The organism is Ochrobactrum sp. EDr1-4 (assembly GCF_049199085.1).
GTDB lineage: Bacteria > Pseudomonadota > Alphaproteobacteria > Rhizobiales > Rhizobiaceae > Brucella.
In genome coordinates this window covers 668,027-689,151 of record NZ_JBLZOF010000003.1, presented here as the reverse complement: position 1 = coordinate 689,151, position 21,125 = coordinate 668,027, and the positions used below count along the sequence as shown (strand labels likewise).

Sequence of the window (21,125 nt, the reverse complement as noted above, 5' to 3'; positions counted from 1 at the left end):
CATAAGAGGGGCGGAAATGAAACAGACCCGGAGTGAACTCCGAGTCTGCGTTGCGATGTTACTTACTTGATAAAGCTGATGTCGACAATCTCGTCGAGATTTGGCTTGTTCTTGATGACGCCAGCGTCAAGCAGGAGCTTTGCTGCCTCTTCCGAGAATTCCTTGAATTCACCTTCAAAGAACTTTTGGTTAGCTGCCTTGTCCTGCCAGCGCAGATAGGCTGCTGACTGGCCGAACTGTTCGCCAGACTGCTTCACGTCCTTGCCCATGATTTCATAGGATTTGGCTGGATCAGCAGCAATCATTTCAAGAGCTTCGAAATAACTGGTGGCAAGAGCCTTTGCAGCTTCCGGGTTCTTTTCAAGGAAATCCGGTGTGCAGCCAACGGTGTCCATCACAGCCGGATATTCCAGCGTGGTCGCGAGGATTTTGCCTTTATCTGGTGCTGCGCGCACTGTGGAAAGATACGGCTCGTAAGTCATGGCCGCATCGTTTTGTCCGGCAACGAAAGCCTGTGCTGCTGGTCCTGGCTCCATGTTGACGATCTTAACGTCCTTGGTGGTCATGCCGTTTTTAGCGAGCATGAAGGCCAGAAAGAAGTAAGGCGACGTGCCGGGAGCGGACGCAGCAACTGTCTTGCCTTTGAGATCGGCAAAGGAATTGACGTCACCGCGCACGGCGATGCCGTCAGCACCATAGGATTTGTCCATCTGGAAAATCTGCTTTGACTTAACGCCTGCCGAGTTCCAGATAATCCATGTTTCAACGGTGGTCGCGGCACACTGAATATCACCAGAAGCGAGCGCCAGATGACGGCTTGCCTGTGGAATTTTATTGAGCGTGACGTCGAGGCCGTTCTTCTTGAAGATGCCTGCTTCTTTCGCAAGTGTGAGCGGACCAAAGCCGGTCCAGCCAGAAAAGCCGATTGCGACTTTTGTTTCTGCCTGTGCGCTCGAAGCGAAGGTGAGTGCTGCGAGGGCGGCACCTGCCAACCAAGATTTTCTCATATGTGAACCCCTTTTTTGTTTTAAGCATATACATATTCTTGCAAACAAATTAGCAGGACCGCGATTTCTGTCCAGAGAGCCAAGCAAAGAAGCCTTTGCTTGGCTCTCTGATAAAATATCGAATAAGCCTTTGATTATATTTCTATAATCGAAATCTTATAGGCGATGCCCTTACCAATAAGTTCTACAGAAAATTGCGTGTCTTCCGATAAGATCAGGCAGTCATGCTGGTCGAGATGCGCGATTCTGCTGTCGCTTTTTAGCTCGAAATTTCCTTCTGCACAGAAAATAAGCACGGTGCCGCTTTCTGCTTCAACGATCACCGAATCATTTGTGACGATGCGTTCGACTTGATGCGCGAAGTTTCTACGTCGCGTCATGACGTTGAGGTCGGTGATTGGACCTTCGATCAGGCGGGCACTAGAGCTTGCATCGGCGCCAAAAGCAAAGGGTGCTGTCTCGCGGGTGAGGGTGGTTTCCACACCTTCAACATCGAGAACAATGCCGTTGCCTTCCAGCACCGATAATGTGCGGTCAATGCCAGTGAAAACCGAGAAGGGGCCGTCATTGGCAACGGTTGCAGTGGAAATGCGCCAGTCGAAATTATCGACTGACGCATTTTCAGGGTAGATCGCAATTTCGACCGTTACGCCGCCGCCGTTTTTCCACGGCATGCGTTTGTGATCGGCACTGCGTAAGATGCGCATGGCTTAGTTTCCGAGGATCGCAGGCAGACGCAGACCCTGCTGCTTTGCCCAGTCGAGCGCTTCTTCATAGCCTGCATCGGCATGACGCATGACGCCGGTTGCCGGATCGTTCCACAACACGCGGCCAATGCGCTCATCCGCATCTTCCGAGCCGTCACAGCAGATCACCATGCCCGAATGCTGGGAGAAGCCCATGCCGACGCCGCCGCCGTGATGGAGCGATACCCATGTTGCGCCCGATGCGGTGTTGAGCAGCGCATTGAGCAGTGGCCAGTCGGATACGGCATCCGAACCGTCCTTCATGGATTCGGTTTCGCGGTTCGGCGAAGCAACCGAGCCACTATCAAGGTGGTCACGACCAATAACGATAGGTGCTTTCAGTTCGCCATTGCGGACCATTTCGTTGAAGGCGAGGCCGAGGCGGTGACGATCGCCGAGACCAACCCAGCAGATGCGGGCTGGCAGACCCTGAAACGCGATGCGTTCTTTCGCCATGTCGAGCCAGTTGTGTAGGTGTTTATTGTCCGGCAACAGTTCTTTCACCTTGGCATCGGTCTTCGCAATATCTTCCGGATCGCCGGAAAGGGCTGCCCAACGGAAAGGTCCAATGCCGCGGCAGAACAGCGGGCGGATATAGGCAGGTACGAAGCCGGGGAAGGCAAATGCGTCTTCCAGACCTTCTTCCAGTGCCATCTGGCGGATGTTGTTGCCGTAATCGACAGTTGGAATGCCCGCATTGTGGAAGTCGAGCATGGCCTGAACCTGCACCTTCATCGAAGCGCGGGCGGCTTTTGCAACGCCCTTCGGATCGCTTTCCTGCTTGGCACGCCATTCAGCAACGCTCCAGCCGATAGGCAGATAGCCATGAACCGGATCATGTGCCGAGGTCTGATCGGTCACGATGTCAGGGCGAACGCCGCGCTTGACGAGTTCCGGGAATATTTCAGCAGCATTGCCGATCAGTGCAATGGATTTGGCTTCACCTGCCTTGGTCCATTCGTTGATCTTGGCGAGAGCTTCATCAAGGCTGTGGGTCTTTTCATCGACATACCGAGTACGCAGGCGGAAATCGGCGCGGGTTTCGTCGCACTCGACTGCGAGGCAGCAGGCACCTGCCATGACGGCTGCGAGAGGCTGTGCGCCGCCCATGCCGCCGAGACCGCCGGTCAGAATCCATTTGCCCTTGAGATTGCCGTCATAATGCTGGCGGCCGGCTTCAACAAAGGTTTCATAGGTGCCCTGAACGATGCCCTGCGCGCCGATATAAATCCATGAACCGGCGGTCATCTGGCCATACATGGCGAGACCCTTTTTATCCAGTTCGTTGAAATGGTCCCATGTTGCCCAATGCGGCACGAGGTTGGAATTGGCGATCAGAACGCGCGGCGCATCTTTGTGGGTGCGAAACACGCCGACTGGCTTGCCCGACTGCACCAGCAGGGTTTCGTCGTCGTTGAGCGTTTTCAGCGTTGCAACGATCTTGTCGAAGTCGTCCCATGTACGGGCTGCACGACCAATGCCGCCATAGACAACCAGCTCATGCGGGCGTTCTGCAACATCCGGGTCGAGATTGTTCATCAGCATGCGCAGGGGGGCTTCGGTGAGCCAGCTCTTGGCATTGAGTTCGGTGCCGCGTGGAGCGCGGATTTCGCGCTCATTATGACGTGGGTTGGACATGATGTTCTCCTCAGCGTTTCAGTTCGGCGGCAATGTTTTCGAGCCGCTCAAGAATGGTTTTGAGATACACACGGAGCTTTTCAGCTTTGGCGACGTCGTAGTCGAAGGGGACGCTTTCTGTCGCAAGATGCGTGGATTGCGCCAGTTCCATCTGGATGGCGTGGACGCCGGTTTCAGGCCTGCCGTAATGGCGCGTCGTCCATCCGCCCTTGAAGCGGCCATTGAGGATGGATGTGTAGCCGGTGGCGTTTTGGGTCACGTTTACGGTTGCAGCTTCGATCCTTGGATCGCACGTCTTGCCCATATCCGTGCCGACATTAAAATCCGGCAGCTTGCCTTCAAAAAGGAACGGGATATGCGAGCGGATCGAGTGGCAATCATACAGGATCGCCACGCCGTGGATTGCCTTCACGCGTTCGATTTCGGCTGCAAGCGCATCGTGATACGGCTTGTGGAAGCGGGCAATGCGATCGGGAATATCGGCTTCGTTGGGCGCTTCGCCGTCTTTCCAGATGGCGAGACCGTCGAAATCAGTGGTCGGTATAAGACCAGTGGTATTCTGGCCCGGATAGAGGCTCGAACCATTCGGATCGCGATTAACATCAAGACAATAGCGGTGGGCGGTAGCGCGGACGGTCGTGACATTGTCAAGCAGCCCGTCATAGAGCTGATGGATATGCCAGTCGGTGTCGGCAAGAATGCGGCCATTGTCATTAAGCCGTAACCAGATGTCTTCCGGTACATCCGTTCCGGTGTGGGGCAGGCCGAGAATGACGGATGATGGACCCTGTTTGACTTCAAAGGTACTCATATCAGGCTTCCAGTGCAGGCAGAATAGTTGTGCTGATGCTGGCAACGAACGAGCCGTCGGCGATGATTTCGCTTGCGGCTTTGAGATCGTTTGCCATGTAGCGATCAACGTCGAGCGTCGGTACATTCGCGCGCAGAACGGCGGTGGCAGCTTTCAGCTCAGGGCTGGTTTCAAGGGGCCCGCGCAATTCAACGCCGAGCGCGCCGGTCAATGCTTCAATGCCAATGATTGAGTTGAGGTTTTCGGTCATCTGCAACAGGCGGCGAGCACCATGGCAGGCCATAGAGACGTGATCTTCCTGATTGGCAGAGGTTGGTGTGGAATCAACCGATGCCGGATGCGCCATCTGCTTGTTTTCGCTCATCAGCGCTGCCGAAGTAACTTCCGCAATCATAAGACCCGAATTGAGGCCCGGCTTCTTCGCAAGGAAGGCTGGCAGACCGAAGGAAAGCGCAGGGTCAACCAGAAGCGCAATGCGACGCTGGGCAATCGCGCCAATTTCACAGACGGCAAGCGCGATCTGGTCGGCTGCGAAAGCAACCGGTTCGGCATGGAAGTTGCCGCCGGAAACGACACTATCATCGGACAGGACGAGCGGATTGTCGGTGACGGCATTGGCTTCGATTTCAAGTGTGCGTGCAGCTTGGCGCAGAATGTCGAGACAGGCACCATCGACCTGTGGCTGGCAGCGGATGCAATAAGGATCTTGTACGCGCTGGTCGCCTTCAAGGTGGCTCTCGCGAATAACCGAACCAGACAGGAGATTGCGCAGTGCTGCAGCCGTATCGATCTGGCCCTGATGACCGCGTAAGCTGTGAATATCTGGATGAAACGGAGCAGTTGAACCCATTGCCGCATCGGTCGACAGTGCGCCGGTGATGAGGGCTGCCTGCAATGCACGATGCGCGCGGAACAGACCGGCCAATGCCAGTGCAGTCGAGGTTTGTGTGCCGTTGATGAGGGCGAGACCTTCCTTGGCAGCCAGAACGACGGGCTTGAGACCTGCTTGATTGAGGGCGTCAGCAGATAGCAGGCGTTCGCCCTGATAGAAGGCTTCACCTTCGCCGATCATGGCAGCTGCCATATGAGCGAGCGGTGCGAGATCGCCAGAAGCGCCAACCGAACCCTTGGTCGGGATCATCGGAATCACGCCTTTTTCAAGCATGGCTTCGATGAGGGTGATGAGTTCGAGCCGCACGCCTGATGCCCCACGGCCAAGCGAAATGAGCTTCAGCGCCATGATGAGGCGCACGATGTCTTCGCTCAGCGGTTCACCCACGCCACAGCAATGCGACAGGATGAGATTGCGCTGAAGTGTTGCCACATCTTCGGGAGCAATACGGATAGAGGCAAGCTTACCAAAGCCAGTATTGATGCCATAAACTGGTGCATCGCCCGCGGCGATTTCGGCAATGCGGGCGGCTGCTTTTTCAACGCCTGTATGGAACGAGGGATCAATGCGAACGGCAAGGTTTTCGCGATAGACTTTCTCGAGGATCGAGAGTGGAACGCTGCCGGGCTGCAATATAAGGCTCATGGAAAACTCCATTGGGGATATGAATTAAATCTGGCCTTTGAAAACCCGCTTCCAGAGCGGATTAAAGCCGATGCGGTAAACAAGCTCTGCCGGACGCTCGACGTTCCAGATGGCGAGATCAGCATCCTTGCCGACCTCCAGCGTTCCGGTCTGATTAAGCACGCCAAGGGCGCGGGCTGCTTCGCGGGTGACGCCTGCAATGCATTCATCGACTGTCATGCGGAACAGGGTTGCGCCCATGTTCATGGTGAGCAGAAGCGAGGTCAGCGGCGAAGTGCCGGGATTGTTGTCGGTGGCCAGCGCCATCTTTGTGCCAGCCGCACGGAAAAAATCGACTGGCGGTTTTTGCGTTTCGCGGATGAAATAATAAGCGCCGGGAAGCAGAACTGCGACGGTTCCAGCCTTTGCCATGGCAGCCGCGCCGTCAGCATCGGTATATTCGAGATGATCGGCAGACAGCGCATCATATGAAGCGGCAAGAGCTGCGCCATGCAGATTGGAAAGCTGGTCTGCGTGGAGTTTGACCTGAAGGCCGTGCGCCTTTGCAGCATCGAAAACGCGGGCGATTTCGTCAGGCAAAAATGCAATACCTTCACAAAACCCGTCCACCGCATCGGCGAGATTTTCGGCTGCAATGGCAGGCAGCATTTCGTTGACGATCTTGTCGATGAAAGCCGCTTTATCGCCATTCATTTCCAGCGGCAGGGCATGAGCGCCCAGAAAGGTGGTGCGAATAGAAACATCGCGCTCTTTCGCCAGACGGCGCGCTGCGCGCAATGACTTTGCTTCGCTTTGAGTATCGAGACCATAACCCGATTTGACTTCAACTGTCGTCACGCCTTCTGCAATCAGCGCATCAAGGCGGGGCAGGGTTTCCCGCACGAGATCATCTTCGCTGGCCGCTCGCAGGTTTTTAACAGAGGAAACAATGCCGCCGCCCGCCCGCGCAACTTCTTCGTAAGTGGCGCCATTCAGGCGCAGTTCAAATTCATGCGCGCGATTGCCTGCGTGGACCAGATGCGTGTGACAGTCGATCAGGCCGGGCGTGATCAGGCGACCTTCGCAGTCAATCTTCTCAAGCGAGGCATATTCAGCAGGAAGATCAATTTCAGCGCCGACATAAGCGATTTTGCCATCTTTGACGGCAATTGCTGCAGCTTCGATCAAACCAAGTCCATCTGCCTTTTCCGATAGAGTGGCGATGCGCGCCTGCGTTAAAACGAAGTTCGTTTTTTGTGTCATGAGCGTTTTCTCGCTTCCCCTGTTTTTCGATAATGTATATACATATTAGCGAAGCCGCCAAGAGAAAAAATGCATCCAATTGCGATCTGTTGAAAAGTGATGCTGCAAAATGGGTGCAAAGAGGAGCGAAACATAATGTCAGCCACGGTCGAAAAAACGCAATTTATTCATGCTAAACAAGCGCTTTTGCATACGGGTTGGGCAGAGAATGTGCGACTTGGTCTGGCTCTGGGAAAAATTGCTTCTGTGGAAGCTGGCGTTGAAGCCAAGCCGGGAGACGAGCACCATAAGGTGATCGTAGCGGGGATGCCAAACCTGCACAGCCACGCGTTTCAATATGGTATGGCTGGCCTTGCTGAACGGCGCGGACCATCGGCTGACAGCTTCTGGAGCTGGCGCGACGTCATGTATAAGTTCGCGCTGACCATGACGCCGGAACAGGCGGAAGCGGTCGCCTTGCGGCTTTATGTCGATATGCTGGAAGCCGGGTTTACCCGCGTTGGTGAGTTCCATTACCTGCATCATGATCGCGACGGCACGCATTATGGCAATATCTCGGAAATGGCGGATCGCATTGTCTCGGCAGCGCAAAACGCGGGCATCGGGCTGACCCTGTTGCCGGTGCTTTATGCGCATTCGAGTTTTGGCGGGGCAGCACCCAATGAGGGGCAGCGTCGATTTATCAATGATGAAGCAAGCTTTGCGCGGCTGATTGAAGGTTGCGAGAGGTCGCTTTCTGGCTTTGATGGTGCTGTGCTTGGCGTGGCCCCGCACAGTCTGCGTGCTGTCACCCCGGATGAGCTGACATTTGCGGCAAAGCTTTTGCCCGACGCGCCAGTGCATATTCACATTGCTGAACAGGTCAAGGAAGTGGAGGACTGCATTGCGTGGTCCGGACAGCGACCAGTCGAATGGCTGCTTGACCATCAGGAATTGTCGTCGCGCTGGTGCCTCATCCACGCAACGCATATGACTGACGAGGAAACTGTGCGCATGACTCAGGCTGGTGCGATTGCCGGTCTATGTCCTGTTACGGAAGCCAATCTTGGCGATGGTACGTTCAATGCCACAGTGTTTGATGCCAATGGTGGCCGGTTCGGTGTTGGGTCCGATTCCAATGTGCTGATCGGCATTGGCGACGAGTTGCGGCAATATGAATATTCGCAGCGTTTGCTGCATCGAGCGCGCAATGTGCTGGCGAAAAACGAAGGCTCGACCGGACGAGCCTTGTTTGATGGTGCATTGACAGGCGGAAATATTGCTATGGGTCGCGAAGGCGATGGTTTGAGACAGGGTGCTTCGGCAGATTTTGTATCGCTTGATGTTGAGCGCCTGCCCCATGCAAAGGGGGATGCGGTTCTCGATGGCTGGATTTTTGCCGGTCGTGCGCGTGCCTCTGATGTGTGGGTGCGCGGCGCGAAACAGGTGGAGGGCGGACATCACCGCTTGCGCGATGCGGCAGAGCGTGCTTTCCAGAAAGTGATCGGCGAATTGCTGAACTAATCAAAGGGAACAAAGTGCAGGATACTTCATCCAGACAGAGCGAAGCGACCATATCGCTGCATCAGCGTATTCTGGATGATATTGAAACGCGCATTATTTCTGGAGAATGGCAACCCGGTCATCGCATCCCGTTTGAGCACGAGCTGACGGAATATTATAACTGCTCGCGCATGACCGTGAACAAGGCGCTGACGCAGCTGGCAAAAGCCGGTCTGATTGAGCGAAAGCGCCGCTCTGGCAGCTTTGTTTCCTTCCCGCAGTCGCAAGCAGCAATTCTCGAAATCCATGATATTCGCGATGAGGTCGCAGCGCTTGGACAGCCTTATCGTTTTGAGCTACTGAAACGAAACGAGCGGCTGAGCGGCCCTGCCGATGCACGCCATATCGACATTCCGCGACATACACCACTGATCGAACTTGTTTGCCGTCATTATGCAGGGAAGCGGGTCTTTGCGCTGGAAGAACGGTTCATCAGTCTGACTGCCGTGCCGAGCGCGGCAGAAACCGATTTTGCAGAGCACTCACCCGGTCCGTGGCTTGTTTCCTGCGTGCCTTGGAGCAATGCGCAGCATTCCATCCGCGCGGTTGTCTCAACCGACGAAAACGCTGCGACGCTTGGCGTGCCTGCCGGTTCGCCTTGTCTTGTCGTTGAGCGCCAGACCTGGAATGCCGATCAGCCGGTGACGCATGTACGCTTCACTTATCCGGGCGATAGTCATGCGCTTGTGGCAAAATTTACGCCGTCGCAGAGCTGATTTTTTCAATGTAACGTAATGTTATTACGCTTTTGGAGGCGTCGCGCGTAGGGGCCGCTAAAATGATAATGCGCGGAATCCCTTGGACCAATTTGCGCAGAATGTGATTCATAGAGAAGTTCTGGTTATGCATAATGCCAAAATTTCTCTATCTGTTTGTTTTTACGCATTATCTTACGCAAAACCGCTGCGCACTTTTGCTAGAAATGCTTAAGAAAAAAGCCGCCGCAGGGGAAAGCGGCGGCCAAGTTGCAGCTTGACTGGGTGGTGATCAGGCTGCGCGTTTCAGTGCATCTCCGATAACGGATACGATGGTGTCGATCTGTTCCTTTTCCACGATGAGCGGTGGAGAAAGCGCGATCACATCGCCGGTGACGCGGATCAAAAGACCCTTCTTGAAGCAATCGGTGAACACGTCATAAGCGCGTGCGCCGACAGCGCCTTCGCGTGACGACAGTTCGATTGCGCCAACGAGGCCGAGGTTGCGGATATCGATGACATTTGGTGCGTCTTTGAGCGAATGCAGCGCATTCTCCCAATGCTCGGCCAGTTCTGCGCCACGGGTCAGAAGACCTTCTTCGGCGTAGATTTCAAGCGTGGCAAGACCAGCAGCACAGGCAACCGGATGACCGGAATAGGTGTAGCCATGGAAGAGCTCGATGGCGTTTTCCGGGCCGGTCATCAGCGCATCATGCACTGTGCGGCTGGCAAAGACAGCGCCCATCGGGATTGCGCCGTTGGTGAGGCCCTTGGCGGTGGTGACGAGATCAGGCTTTACGCCGAAGTAATCAACCGCAAATGGCGTGCCGAGGCGTCCGAAGCCGGTGATGACTTCGTCATAGATCACCAGAATGCCGTGTTTGTCAGCGGTCGCGCGGATGCGTTCGAGATAGCCCTTTGGCGGCAGAACAACACCGGCGGAACCGGACATTGGCTCGACGATGACGGCGGCAATCTTTTCTGCGCCGTGCAACTGAACCAGACGTTCCAGATCATCAGCGAGTTCGATGCCATGCGCTGGCAGGCCTTTGGAGAATGCATTGCGGCCAATATCGAGCGTATGACGCATATGATCGGCAGGAATCTGCGGGAAGACTCGACGGTTATTGACGAGGCCGCCGACAGAAATGCCGCCGAAGCCAACGCCGTGATAGCCTTTTTCGCGACCGATGATGAGGGTACGCGTACCCTGACCAATGGCACGCTGATAGGCGATAGCGATCTTCAGTGCGGTATCGACCGATTCCGAGCCGGAATTGGTGAAGAACACGCGATCAAGCTTGGCATCCGGGCCGCCGGGCGCAATGGCCGCGAGCTTTTCAGCGAAGTCGAAAGCAATGTTGTGGCCCATCTGGAAGGTTGGGGCGAAGTCCATGGTCGAAATCTGGCGCTCGACCGCCTGTGTGATCTGCTTTCGACCATGACCGGCATTGCAGCACCAAAGGCCAGCCGTGCCATCCAGAACCTGATGGCCGTCGACATCGGTGTAATACATGCCCGAAGCGCTTGCGAGCAGGCGTGGGGCAGCCTTGAATTGGCGGTTTGCCGTAAAGGGCATCCAGAAGTTATCAAGACTTGGCGCGTTGGTGTTATTAAGCATTAGAACCTCCTATTTGCGACCAACAGGACATGCTTTGTTGAAGGCAACAAGTCCTTTTCTCATAAAATTTAAATCGTTGAAATTACGTGCTTTGATATAAAAGTTTGTGATATATCGAACATCATAAACAGTATGAGGAAGCATCGATGAGCATCGATATTGGGGGCAGGCTTCGTTATGTGCGCATGCGGCAGAATCTGTCTCAGCGCGAGCTTGCAAAACGGGCTGGGGTGACCAATTCCACCATATCGTTGATCGAGGCCAATCAGTCCAATCCGTCGGTGGGTGCATTAAAGCGCATTCTGGATGGAATTCCTATCGGAATGGCTGAGTTTTTTGCGCTTGAGCCGGATGCACCGCACAAGGTTTTCTATCAGGCAGATGAACTCGTGGAGATCGGCAAGGGGCCGATTTCCTATCGGCAGGTGGGGGACCACCTGTTTTCGCGTTCGCTGCAAATCCTCAAAGAGCGCTATGAGCCGGGATCAGATACTGGCAAGGTTTTGCTCATGCATGAGGGCGAGGAGGGCGGCATCGTGATTTCCGGTCGCATTGAAGTGACGGTCGGTAGCGAGCGCCGGATACTAGGGCCGGGTGATGCCTATTACTTTTCAAGCAAGTTACCGCATCGCTTTAAATGCGTGGGGCCAGTTGCCTGTGAGGTGGTGAGCGCCTGCACACCACCGAGTTTCTAATATTCTTCCCTATTCAAAGGGCTGAATCAAATCGTTGTTGAATTGATTCAGGAAGCATTATGCGTAGCGCGCGATACCAAGATCGTCGGCCTGAATATCTGGCTTGTTGCCCGAAATAAGATCGGCGAGCAGCTTGCCGGAACCCGGACCCATGGTCCAGCCGAGCGTGCCATGGCCCGCATTGATAAACACATTCTCATAGCGGGTGGCGCCAATGATCGGCGTGGAATCCGGTGTCATTGGACGTAGGCCCGACCAGAAGGTTGCAGCCTTGAGATCACCACCGGGGAACAGATCGCTCACCGACAGATCAAGCGTTGCGCGACGCGCGGCGGGCAGGTCTTTGGTGAAGCCGGAGACTTCCGCCATGCCGCCGACACGGATGCGGTCACCAAGGCGGGTGATGGCGATCTTGAAGCTTTCATCCAGCACGGTCGAGACAGGGGCCAGCTCTTCGTTGATGATCGGTGCGGTGATCGAATAGCCTTTTACCGGATAGATCGGCGCATTGAGGCCGAGCGATTTAACCAGAGCAGGTGTGTAGCTGCCGAGTGCCACAACATAGCGATCAGCCGTCAGAATGCCTTCCGAGGTTTCTACACCGGAAACCTTGCCGCCAGACATCAGCAGCGATTTAATATCGACGCCAAAGCGGAACTTGACGCCAAGACCTTCAGCGATTTTGGCCAATTCGTTGGTGAACTTGAAGCAATCTCCGGTTTCATCGTTTGGCAGGCGCAGACCTCCGACGAACTTGTCGCGGGCGCGGGCCAGAGCTGGTTCAACACGCACGCAATCTTCGCGGTCGAGAACTTCAAACGGCACGCCGTCTTGACGCAGAACTTCAATATCCTTGCCAATGCCGTCGAGCTGATATTGCTCGCGGAACAGCTGCAAAGTGCCCTGCGTGCGCTGGTCATACTGAATGCCGGTTTCATCGCGCAGTGCCATAAGGCAATCGCGGCTATATTCGGCAACACGAACCATGCGGCTTTTGTTGACCTTGTAACGGCTCTCGGTGCAGTTGGCGAGCATCTGCAACAGCCAGCTATATTGCTTAGGATCAGATGTCAGGCGCAGAACCAGCGGAGCGTGTTTCTGAAAAAGCCATTTTGCAGCTTTCAATGGAATGCCGGGAGCAGCCCATGGCGATGCATAGCCCGGCGAAACCTGTCCGGCATTGGCGAAGCTGGTTTCCAGCGCAGGCCCCTCTTCGCGATCAACGACAGTCACTTCGTGGCCCTGTTTGGCCAGATAATATGCCGTGGTGACGCCGATAACGCCGCTGCCGAGAATGATGATCTGCATGTTCGCCTCTTATACTTATGCTTTTGTGTTTGCCGCGTCGCTATCCACGTAAACGCGGGCATAGCGGTGGCCTAAAGAAGTCAGGATTTCATAGGGAATGGTGTCGCAATCCCGCGCCACATCTTCGAGCCGCTGATGCGGGCCGACGAGTTCGACCATGCTGCCGAGTGTGAGTGTGCCTTCGGGAAGCGCAGTTACATCAAGTGTGATGGAATCCATCGAAACGCGACCGACAATCGGCAGACGTGTATCGCCGTGAAACGCCGAGCCTTTGTTGCTCAAAGCGCGGAACCAGCCATCGGCATAGCCGACTGCGATGGTCGCAATGCGCATAGGCTTGTCGGCAATAAATGTGCCGCCATAACCAACTGCAGCACCCTTATCGATATCGCGCACCTGAATGACGCGTGCGGACAATTCGAGAACCGGCTTAATAGGATTTTCGCCAGCTGCAGGTCCAACGCCATAAAGCGCTACGCCCGGGCGCGCGAGATTGAAGTGATAGGTGTTTTCGAGGAAGCAGCCGCCGGAATTTGAAAATGCCACGGGCATTTTTGGCAAACGGGAAAGCGCTGCTGACATGGCTGCCAGCTGGCGCGCATTGGCTGGGTTTTCCGGTTCATCACCGCTCGCCAAATGGCTGATGACAAACTTGACGTCGATATGGTCCAGAAGATGCTGGTCATCGACAAGCTGATCGAGTTCTTTGGCCGATAGGCCAAGACGCGACATGCCTGTGTCAATTTGCAAAAGCGCGGGCAGTTTTTCATTGAGGCTTGCCGCAAGTGCTGACCAGTTTGCAATCTGCTCCAGCGAGTTGAGAACAGGCAGGATTTTCTCGCGTGCGCAGGCAGCTTCCGTGCCGGGCTGGAGGCCGTTCAGCACGTAAAGCGTCGCATCAGGATTGAGAAAAGGGCAGAGCGAAATTGCTTCGCCAAGATGGGCAACGAAGAAATCGCGGCAACCTGCTTCATAAAAAGCTGGCGCGACGCGATCCGCGCCCAAGCCATAGGAATCAGCTTTAACCACTGCCGCCGCACGGGTTGGCGCAATGCGTTTTGCAATCGTCGAATAATTGTGGCGGAGAGCAGCCAGGTCGATAGTGAGCACGCCACCAGCGGCGAGGTCTCGTTCCGTTTGAGAAAAATGCATCGACATAGGGCTCATTTCCAGTGCACTCAATTTGTTAGTGGGATGACTGGAATTTAATCCGCTTCCTCCCAAAAGCACATCGCCTTGGTGGTACGGATCACAATTCCTTGCCCCCAAAGCGATAGATTTAATGATAATCGAAGACTATTCGAATGTTTTTGCTATTTGTCGCATATTGTGCGAATTTTAGCATGATTTACGCACTTATTAGCTTTTAGATCGAAGATTCTGCATGGCGACACTCGATAGCATCGACCGTAATATTATCCGCTGCCTTCGCCGCGAGGGACGTATGACCAATAGCCAGCTTGCAGCCGAAGTCGGACTTTCGCAGTCAGCCTGTCTGCGACGTGTGCAGATTCTCGAAGAAAGTGGTGTTATCCGCGGATATACCGCAATTGTAGGTTCATCGGGCGGAGACGAGCGGCTGGTGGCGATTGTACGTATTACGCTTGACCGCCAGACAGAGGAATATCTCAACCGTTTTGAAGAAGCCGTGCGTCGGCATCCGGAAGTGCAGGAATGCTATTTGATGACCGGGGATGCTGATTATATTTTACGCGTTGAAGCCGATAATGCTGCGGCTTATGAAATCATTCACAAGGAAATTCTGTCGCGATTGCCGGGCGTTGCTCGTATTCATTCCAGCTTTGCAATCCGCACAGTGCTTTTATCAAAGGCGCCTGTCACGAGGGCATAAAAAAACCCGGCATAAGCCGGGTTTTTTCTAATTATTTTTCAAATCTTAGTTGAATTCGTAGCGAAGACCCGCGCGAACCGTGTGGATATTGAAGCCGTTGTCGTGGGCTTGGGTTCCGGTTGCTCCCGGGCCATCTATACTATTTGGATAAGGTTGCCTGCTGCTGTCTTCCTTGTCGTAACCGTAAGCTTTGCCGCCGTTGATACGCAGATAGCGATAGCCGAGATCGAGCTTGAGTTGCTGAGTAATATCATAGCTCACACCAGCCATGAGACCCATTGCGAAGCGCCAGCTGTCGAGGCCCCCTTTGTCACTGGTATAGTTACAGCCACCGGGTGTTGGTTCGGTGCACACCTCACGAGTGCTCCAATTGTCATATTTAACATAGGCAGCACCCAAACCTGCACCAAAGTAAGGCGTTAAAGCATTCCCGATTTTGGGAAGGTCGACATAGGCGTTAGCCATTGCTGTCCACACATTGGCCGTCGAATTATCTTTGTAATGGCAGTTGTCTTGCACAATGTTTAGTCGATGTGCGGGATCAGTCTTAATGTAGCTAGGACAGTCCGTCGTACCATTTATGCCAGCACGGAAGTAATCTAGTGTGGCATCAGTACGGAACATTTCATTGAAACGATAGCCAACACCCACACCGTACGAGGCACCGCCTTTAAGCTTAAACTCGTCATATTTGAACGTGTCGTCAATGCCGCGGTAAGGTGGATTGTCCTGATTCCAAAAAGCCCAGTTGCCATCTGTCTTGTTCTTGAAATTATAGCCAATGTCGCCGCGAATATACCAGTTAGAGGCTGCTGGTGGCGCTACTACTACTGGTGGCTCTTCAAAAACAATGTCAGCGGCTTTCGCGCCGTTTGTAGCTGTCAGCACACCAAATGATATGAGCGCTATTGCAGAAACATATCTCATCAATCCAACTCCAACCGAAAAAAGTACGGTTCCCGCACCGTTAGCTGAACATGGTAAATGAATATGCTTAAGCGATCGTTACTTCTTATTAGCGGGCACTAAACTTAATGGTGCATTTAATGAAGCCGCTACTTAATCGTTGTATATGAAAATCCCGGCCTGAGCCGGGTTTTTTGGGTTCATTTGAAATCAACGGACTTTATTATAGATTGATCGATGTCGTTAATATTTCGCTTACCGCAAAGCGCCATGGTCACGTCGAGTTCTTTGCGGATGATGTCGAGAGCCAGCGTCACGCCTTCTTTGCCCATTGCGCCAAGACCGTAAAGGAATGGGCGGCCAATGAAGACGCCTTGCGCGCCGAGTGCGCGTGCTTTCAATACATCCTGACCAGAACGCACACCACCGTCCATATGCACTTCGATCTTGTCGCCAACGGCGTCGACGATTGGCCTGAGCATCGAGATGGAGGAAACGGCACCATCAAGCTGGCGGCCACCGTGATTGGAAACGATGATTGCATCTGCACCGGTCTTGGCCGCCATCAATGCATCTTCTTCGTCAAGGATGCCCTTGAGAATCAGTTTGCCACCCCATTGCTCCTTGATCCAGGCAACGTCGTTCCAGCTCAACTGTGGGTCGAACTGTTCGGCTGTCCAGGATGAAAGGGAGGATAGATCAGTCACGTTTTGGGCGTGACCAGCAATGTTGCGGAAAGTGCGGCGCTGCGTACCCATCATGCCCAGACACCAGCCGGGGCGGGTGGCCATCTGCCAGATATGCTTTGGTGTGAATTTTGGCGGGGCAGACAGGCCATTGCGCAGATCTTTATGGCGCTGGCCGAGGATTTGCAGATCAAGCGTCAGCACCAGAGCCGAACAGCCTGCTGCTTTGGCACGGCTGATAAGGTTCTTTACGAACTCGCGATCTTTCATGACATAAAGCTGAAACCAGAATGGTTTCTTCGTAACCGATGCCACGTCTTCGATGGAGCAAATGCTCATGGTAGACAGGGTGAAAGGAACGCCAGCGGCTTCGGCAGCCTGTGCAGCCAGCATTTCGCCATCCGCATGTTGCATGCCGGTCAAACCTGTTGGGGCGAGAGCGACAGGCATCGAAACTTTTTCGCCGATCATCGTCGTTTCAAGCGAGCGATCGGTCATGTCGACCAGTACGCGCTGGCGAAGCTTGATCTTCGAAAAATCGCTTTCATTGGCGCGATAGGTCGATTCCGTCCATGCGCCAGAGTCCGCATAATCGAAGAACATCTTCGGGACACGGCGCTTTGCCAATCGCTTGAGATCAGCGATTTCGACGATTTTGGGCATTCTCCACCCCTTGTGGTCAGTTTTGTTTACCAGTCGAATGACCGATTGCGTTGCTGAAATCAAGGAAAACAATCATCATAGTTTCGATTGCTCTCGGTTATTTGATGCCACAACTCTTCGGACTATACTATCTGGTGGCTTTTTTGGCTGAGATGTTGATGCCATATGGTATAAAGCAAAGATAATTTTGAGACAGTTAGCGGCCACTTTTGACGCATATTGAAGGTCAAGAGGCGTAAAAACATAGATAATCGGGCAAGACGCGCTGTGCAGTCGAGGATAGCAAAATGAGCAAAACTCACGACACTGGATTTATCGGCAAAAAGTCGAGTGCTGCTGGTGGGTGGGGTGCGTTAAAAAGCTGCGGCAAGCAATTGCTGGCCAGCGGTGCGCCTTTAACGGGTGCGCGGGCACTGCTCAAAGCCAATCAGCCCGACGGTTTCGATTGCCCCGGCTGTGCATGGGGCGACTCGGAACATGGCTCGTCGTTTGAATTTTGCGAAAATGGTGTGAAGGCTGTCGCGTGGGAAGCCACCGAGCGACGCACCACGCCTAAATTTTTCACCGAACATACGGTGTCCGAATTGCGCTCGTGGACGGATTATGCGCTGGAAAACACTGGGCGTTTGACACATCCGATGCGCTATAATGCGGCGAGCGATAAATATGAAGCGGTCGAGTGGGATGAGGCTTTTGCGACTATTGGCAGCATTTTAAAGAGCTTTGATACGCCGGATCGCGTTGAGTTTTACACATCGGGCCGTGCCTCTAATGAGGCTGCATTTCTCTATCAGCTTTTTGTGCGTTCTTATGGGACCAATAATTTTCCTGACTGCTCGAACATGTGTCATGAAGCGAGCGGTGTCGCGCTGACACAGGCGGTTGGCGTTGGCAAAGGCACTGTTCTGCTTGAGGACTTCGAGCAGGCCGATGCGATTTTTGTTGTTGGCCAGAATCCCGGCACCAATCATCCGCGCATGTTGGGCGATTTGCGGCGCGCAGCCGAACGCGGTGCGAAGATTGTGGTTTTCAATCCTGTGCGCGAGCGCGGACTGGAACGGTTTTCCGACCCGCAAGATAAGCTCGAAATGATGCGCGGCGGTAGCGAAGCAATCGCCAGCGATTATTATCAGCCGCGTCTCGGCGGTGATATGGCTGCTTTTCGCGGCATGGCTAAGGCTGTGTTTGCGGCTGATGATGAGGCTCTCGCTAAGGGTGAAGCGTCGGTTCTTGATCGGGAGTTTTTGGCGCAGCATACGGCCGAGTTTGAAGCCTATCGCAAAGCAGTCGATGCGACGACGTGGGAAGAAATCGAAGACCAGTCGGGTTTGTTGCGACAGTCACTCGAACATGCGGCACGCATTTATATGCAGGCTGGCAAGGTTATCTGCACATGGGCGATGGGCATTACGCAGCATCGACATTCCGTCATCACCATTCGCGAGATTACCAATTTCATGTTGCTTCGCGGCAATATCGGAAAACCCGGTGCGGGCCTTTGTCCGGTGCGTGGCCATTCCAATGTGCAGGGCGATCGCACCGTTGGTATCAATGAAAAACCCTCCGCCGCGTTTTTGGATGCATTGGAAAAAGAGTTTGGTTTCAACGTACCACGAGCGCCCGGGCATAATGTGCTTGGTGCAATCGGTGCCATGCTGGACGGTTCAGCAAAGGCGTTTATTGGGCTTGGCGGTAATTTTGCCCGTGCCACGCCGGATAGCCCGATGATTGCCAAGGCGCTGTCTTCGCAACGACTGACAGTGCATATCGCAACCAAGCTCAACCATTCGCATCTGGTGCCGGGACAGGATTCGTTCATCCTCCCATGTCTTGGGCGCACGGAGATTGATCTGAATTCCAAAGGTGTTGCGCAGATTGTAACGGTCGAGGATTCCATGAGCATGGTGCATGGGTCTGGTGGCATCAACAAACCAGCATCGCCATTGTTGCGTTCGGAAATCGGTATTATCGCTGGAATGGCCAATGCGACGCTTGGAGCAAAGACGGTTAACTGGCTGGCTCTGGCTGATGACTATGATCTGATCCGCAATCATATTGCGAAGGTGCTGCCTGATTTCTACGATTTTAATGTGCGAGTCCGGGTGCCGCGCGGCTTCCATTTGCGCAATTCGGCACGCGAACTGGAATGGCGCACGCCAAAAGGCAAAGCGACATTCTGGAGCGGAACATTGCCGGAAGCGGTTGAGCATCAGCAGGCGCGTGGCAAGCCGGGACGCTATGTTCTGCAAACCTTCCGAAGCCATGATCAATACAACACGACAATTTACGGCATGGATGACCGCTATCGCGGTGTTTATGGCGAGCGTCAGGTGGTTTTCATGAACCCTGCCGATATGTCGGATATTGGTGTCGAAGCGGGTGATCGCGCCGATGTGGTCGGCGATTTCAATGACGGTGTTGAACGCGTTGCGCATGATTTCCGCTTTGTGCCTTATGACATTCCGCGCGGATGTATTGCTGGTTACTACCCTGAAATGAACGTGCTAGTGCCGCTCGGCAGTGCCGGTGAGGGTAGCGATACGCCGACATCAAAGTCGATTATCGTGTCATTTCGGCCAGTGCAGGCTGTGAATGCGTGACCGACGCCACTGACTACATGGCGCTGGTCGATGCACTCGAAGCGCAATCCGGCAGAATCTCGCGGCTGGGTGCTGGTATTCTTGCGGCAGCTGCACTTGAGATTGCATCGGATAGCCGCAGTTTTGCGCGAATATTGGGTGTGGCGCATGCACTGGTGTTGCGCGAAATTGCAGACTTGAGCGCAGAGGGTGGTTATATTTCCATTCGTCAACGCGATGAGCGAACGCAGCGCACAAAATACGAGCTAAATGCTGCTGGTGTTCGACTTATTGAGGATACACGCAGATAATTTATTCTGCTTCTTGTTTTGTCCGGAGACGGTGACGATATTCCGGAGAATTCATAATTGGCAGTTAATGATGTTTAGAAGGCGTGCTTTCCTTAGCACTCATTTAATAGCATTGTGCGCGCCGTAGAAACAGGCGAGAACCGTGCAAATGGCTATAAAAACCCCTCCGCTTATGCAGATAAGACAGGTTCGTTTTAGAGCTATTGCTTTGGTTCTTTTGACAAGTAGCATTGTCGGCGGTTCTGGATATGCCGCACATGCAGAAATGAGCGGGACAATCCCTGTTGCGGTGGTTGAAAGTAAGCTTGTTGATTATCAGCCGCAATTGACTTTATCGGGTGCGATTGCTGCCCGCTCGCTGGTCAATGTTTCTTTCCGCGTCAATGGACAAGTGGTCGAACGCCTTGTCGAAATTGGTCAGCATGTTGATAAGGGCGAAGTTCTCGCGCGCATCGACAATGCCGAGCAGCAAGCCAATATGCGGGTTGCGCAGGCATCGCAGGACGCAGCGCGTGCGCAGCTTGTGCAAGCTGAGGCAAGCTTCAAACGCCAGCAGGCTTTGCTCGGGCAGGGCTTTACGACGCGCAGCCAGTTTGATCAGGTGCAACAGGTTTTACGGACCGCGCAAAGCACAGTTTCCAACGCTGAAAGCCAGTTGAGCAATGCACGCGACGAACTGTCTTACACAGAGCTGCGCGCCCCCGTTTCAGGTGTTGTAACGGCCCGCAATGTTGAGAGCGGGCAGGTGGTGCAGGCAGCGCAAACCGCCTTTTCGATTGCCGAAGATGGCGCACGTGATGCGATTTTCGACGTGCAGGAAACACTGGTCAATCATGCAAAGATTGGCATGGGTGTGACGCTGGGTCTGCTTTCGGATGAAGATGTGAAGACCGAAGGCAGCATTCGTGAAATTTCGCCGGTGGTCGATGCGCAAACCGGCACGGTGCGGGTGAAGGTCGGTATTGCGGAAGTGCCTGAGCAGATGGCGCTTGGTGCAATCGTGACCGGCACCGTGCATATGGATGGGCGGGAAGTGTTTATTCTGCCATGGAGTGCTGTCACATCGGATGCCGGAAATACGGCTGTGTGGCGCGTGGCTAAGGATACGAAGCTTGCAGCGCTGGTTCCGGTTCAGGTGCTCGCTTTTGAAAAAGAGCGGGTGATCGTTGCGTCTGGTCTGAATGAAGGTGATCTCGTTGTGACCAAGGGTGCGCAGATGTTGCGCGCGGGTGCCCAGACAGAGATTGTTCAAGGTCTTGAAGGGGCAGCAGCGCAATGAAGCCGTC

19 protein-coding genes are annotated in these 21,125 nt (G+C 54.1%); 8 read left to right on the top strand and 11 right to left on the bottom strand.

Annotated elements, in window-relative coordinates; translation table 11 throughout:
• Positions 1–62: 62 nt before the first annotated feature.
• The 6 genes from ACOZHT_RS14365 to hutI form a co-directional block, all read right to left on the bottom strand.
• Positions 63–1,007 (bottom strand): ABC transporter substrate-binding protein, encoded by a 945-nt coding sequence (locus ACOZHT_RS14365; RefSeq protein ID WP_339511349.1) that lies wholly within the window; start codon positions 1,005–1,007, stop codon positions 63–65.
• A gap of 134 nt (positions 1,008–1,141) precedes the next feature.
• Positions 1,142–1,714, bottom strand: a complete 573-nt coding sequence (locus ACOZHT_RS14360) for a HutD family protein (RefSeq protein ID WP_339511350.1) — start codon at positions 1,712–1,714, stop codon at positions 1,142–1,144.
• A gap of 3 nt (positions 1,715–1,717) precedes the next feature.
• Positions 1,718–3,391 (bottom strand): urocanate hydratase, encoded by a 1,674-nt coding sequence (gene hutU, locus ACOZHT_RS14355; protein WP_339511351.1) that lies wholly within the window; start codon positions 3,389–3,391, stop codon positions 1,718–1,720.
• Positions 3,392–3,401: 10 nt separating this feature from the next.
• A complete protein-coding gene (gene hutG / locus ACOZHT_RS14350) occupies positions 3,402–4,202 on the bottom strand; it encodes an N-formylglutamate deformylase (RefSeq protein WP_339511352.1) in 801 nt (266 codons plus the stop codon).
• 1 nt (position 4,203) lies between these two features.
• Positions 4,204–5,739 (bottom strand): histidine ammonia-lyase, encoded by a 1,536-nt coding sequence (hutH, locus tag ACOZHT_RS14345; protein ID WP_421565850.1) that lies wholly within the window; start codon positions 5,737–5,739, stop codon positions 4,204–4,206.
• Positions 5,740–5,763: 24 nt separating this feature from the next.
• Positions 5,764–6,981, bottom strand: coding sequence for an imidazolonepropionase (gene hutI, locus ACOZHT_RS14340; RefSeq protein ID WP_339511356.1), 1,218 nt, complete (start codon positions 6,979–6,981; stop codon positions 5,764–5,766).
• 135 nt (positions 6,982–7,116) lie between these two features.
• Here hutI and ACOZHT_RS14335 point away from each other — a divergent pair, with 135 nt between their 5' ends.
• The 3 genes from ACOZHT_RS14335 (at position 7,117) to ACOZHT_RS14325 (ending at position 9,499) form a co-directional block, all read left to right on the top strand.
• Entirely contained in the window at positions 7,117–8,484 is a 1,368-nt protein-coding gene (locus tag ACOZHT_RS14335; protein WP_421565849.1) for a formimidoylglutamate deiminase, read from the top strand.
• 14 nt (positions 8,485–8,498) lie between these two features.
• Positions 8,499–9,239, top strand: coding sequence for a histidine utilization repressor (gene hutC, locus ACOZHT_RS14330; RefSeq protein ID WP_339511360.1), 741 nt, complete (start codon positions 8,499–8,501; stop codon positions 9,237–9,239).
• Between the two features lie 134 nt (positions 9,240–9,373).
• Positions 9,374–9,499, top strand: a complete 126-nt coding sequence (locus tag ACOZHT_RS14325) for a hypothetical protein (RefSeq protein WP_339511796.1) — start codon at positions 9,374–9,376, stop codon at positions 9,497–9,499.
• A gap of 11 nt (positions 9,500–9,510) precedes the next feature.
• Here ACOZHT_RS14325 and ACOZHT_RS14320 read toward each other — a convergent pair whose 3' ends face one another.
• A complete protein-coding gene (locus tag ACOZHT_RS14320; RefSeq protein WP_339511362.1) occupies positions 9,511–10,839 on the bottom strand; it encodes an aspartate aminotransferase family protein in 1,329 nt (442 codons plus the stop codon).
• Positions 10,840–10,985: 146 nt separating this feature from the next.
• On the opposite strand from ACOZHT_RS14320, the gene ACOZHT_RS14315 reads away from it, so the two are divergent.
• On the top strand, positions 10,986–11,534 hold the full coding sequence (locus ACOZHT_RS14315) for a cupin domain-containing protein (protein ID WP_140903681.1): 549 nt from the start codon (positions 10,986–10,988) through the stop codon (positions 11,532–11,534).
• A 57-nt stretch (positions 11,535–11,591) separates the two neighbouring features.
• On the opposite strand, the gene ACOZHT_RS14310 is transcribed toward ACOZHT_RS14315, so the two are convergent.
• Together ACOZHT_RS14310 and alr are read right to left on the bottom strand one after the other, a co-directional pair.
• Positions 11,592–12,842, bottom strand: a complete 1,251-nt coding sequence (locus ACOZHT_RS14310; protein ID WP_339511368.1) for a D-amino acid dehydrogenase — start codon at positions 12,840–12,842, stop codon at positions 11,592–11,594.
• A 15-nt stretch (positions 12,843–12,857) separates the two neighbouring features.
• A complete protein-coding gene (gene alr, locus ACOZHT_RS14305) occupies positions 12,858–14,009 on the bottom strand; it encodes an alanine racemase (protein ID WP_339511370.1) in 1,152 nt (383 codons plus the stop codon).
• 217 nt (positions 14,010–14,226) lie between these two features.
• Here alr and ACOZHT_RS14300 point away from each other — a divergent pair, with 217 nt between their 5' ends.
• A complete protein-coding gene (locus ACOZHT_RS14300) occupies positions 14,227–14,694 on the top strand; it encodes an Lrp/AsnC family transcriptional regulator (RefSeq protein ID WP_310009665.1) in 468 nt (155 codons plus the stop codon).
• Between the two features lie 45 nt (positions 14,695–14,739).
• Here the strand turns inward: ACOZHT_RS14300 and ACOZHT_RS14295 are convergent, their stop codons facing one another.
• Together ACOZHT_RS14295 and ACOZHT_RS14290 are read right to left on the bottom strand one after the other, a co-directional pair.
• Positions 14,740–15,621, bottom strand: coding sequence for an outer membrane protein (locus ACOZHT_RS14295; RefSeq protein WP_339511373.1), 882 nt, complete (start codon positions 15,619–15,621; stop codon positions 14,740–14,742).
• A gap of 179 nt (positions 15,622–15,800) precedes the next feature.
• On the bottom strand, positions 15,801–16,949 hold the full coding sequence (locus tag ACOZHT_RS14290; protein WP_339511375.1) for an alpha-hydroxy acid oxidase: 1,149 nt from the start codon (positions 16,947–16,949) through the stop codon (positions 15,801–15,803).
• Positions 16,950–17,236: 287 nt separating this feature from the next.
• On the opposite strand from ACOZHT_RS14290, the gene ACOZHT_RS14285 reads away from it, so the two are divergent.
• The 3 genes from ACOZHT_RS14285 to ACOZHT_RS14275 all read left to right on the top strand — a co-directional run bounded on the left by ACOZHT_RS14285 (position 17,237) and on the right by ACOZHT_RS14275 (position 21,118).
• Positions 17,237–19,549, top strand: a complete 2,313-nt coding sequence (locus ACOZHT_RS14285) for an FdhF/YdeP family oxidoreductase (protein WP_421565848.1) — start codon at positions 17,237–17,239, stop codon at positions 19,547–19,549.
• 17 nt (positions 19,550–19,566) lie between these two features.
• Positions 19,567–19,839, top strand: coding sequence for a hypothetical protein (locus ACOZHT_RS14280; protein WP_339511762.1), 273 nt, complete (start codon positions 19,567–19,569; stop codon positions 19,837–19,839).
• 148 nt (positions 19,840–19,987) lie between these two features.
• Positions 19,988–21,118 (top strand): efflux RND transporter periplasmic adaptor subunit, encoded by a 1,131-nt coding sequence (locus ACOZHT_RS14275; protein ID WP_339511380.1) that lies wholly within the window; start codon positions 19,988–19,990, stop codon positions 21,116–21,118.
• The last annotated feature ends 7 nt before the right edge of the window (positions 21,119–21,125 follow it).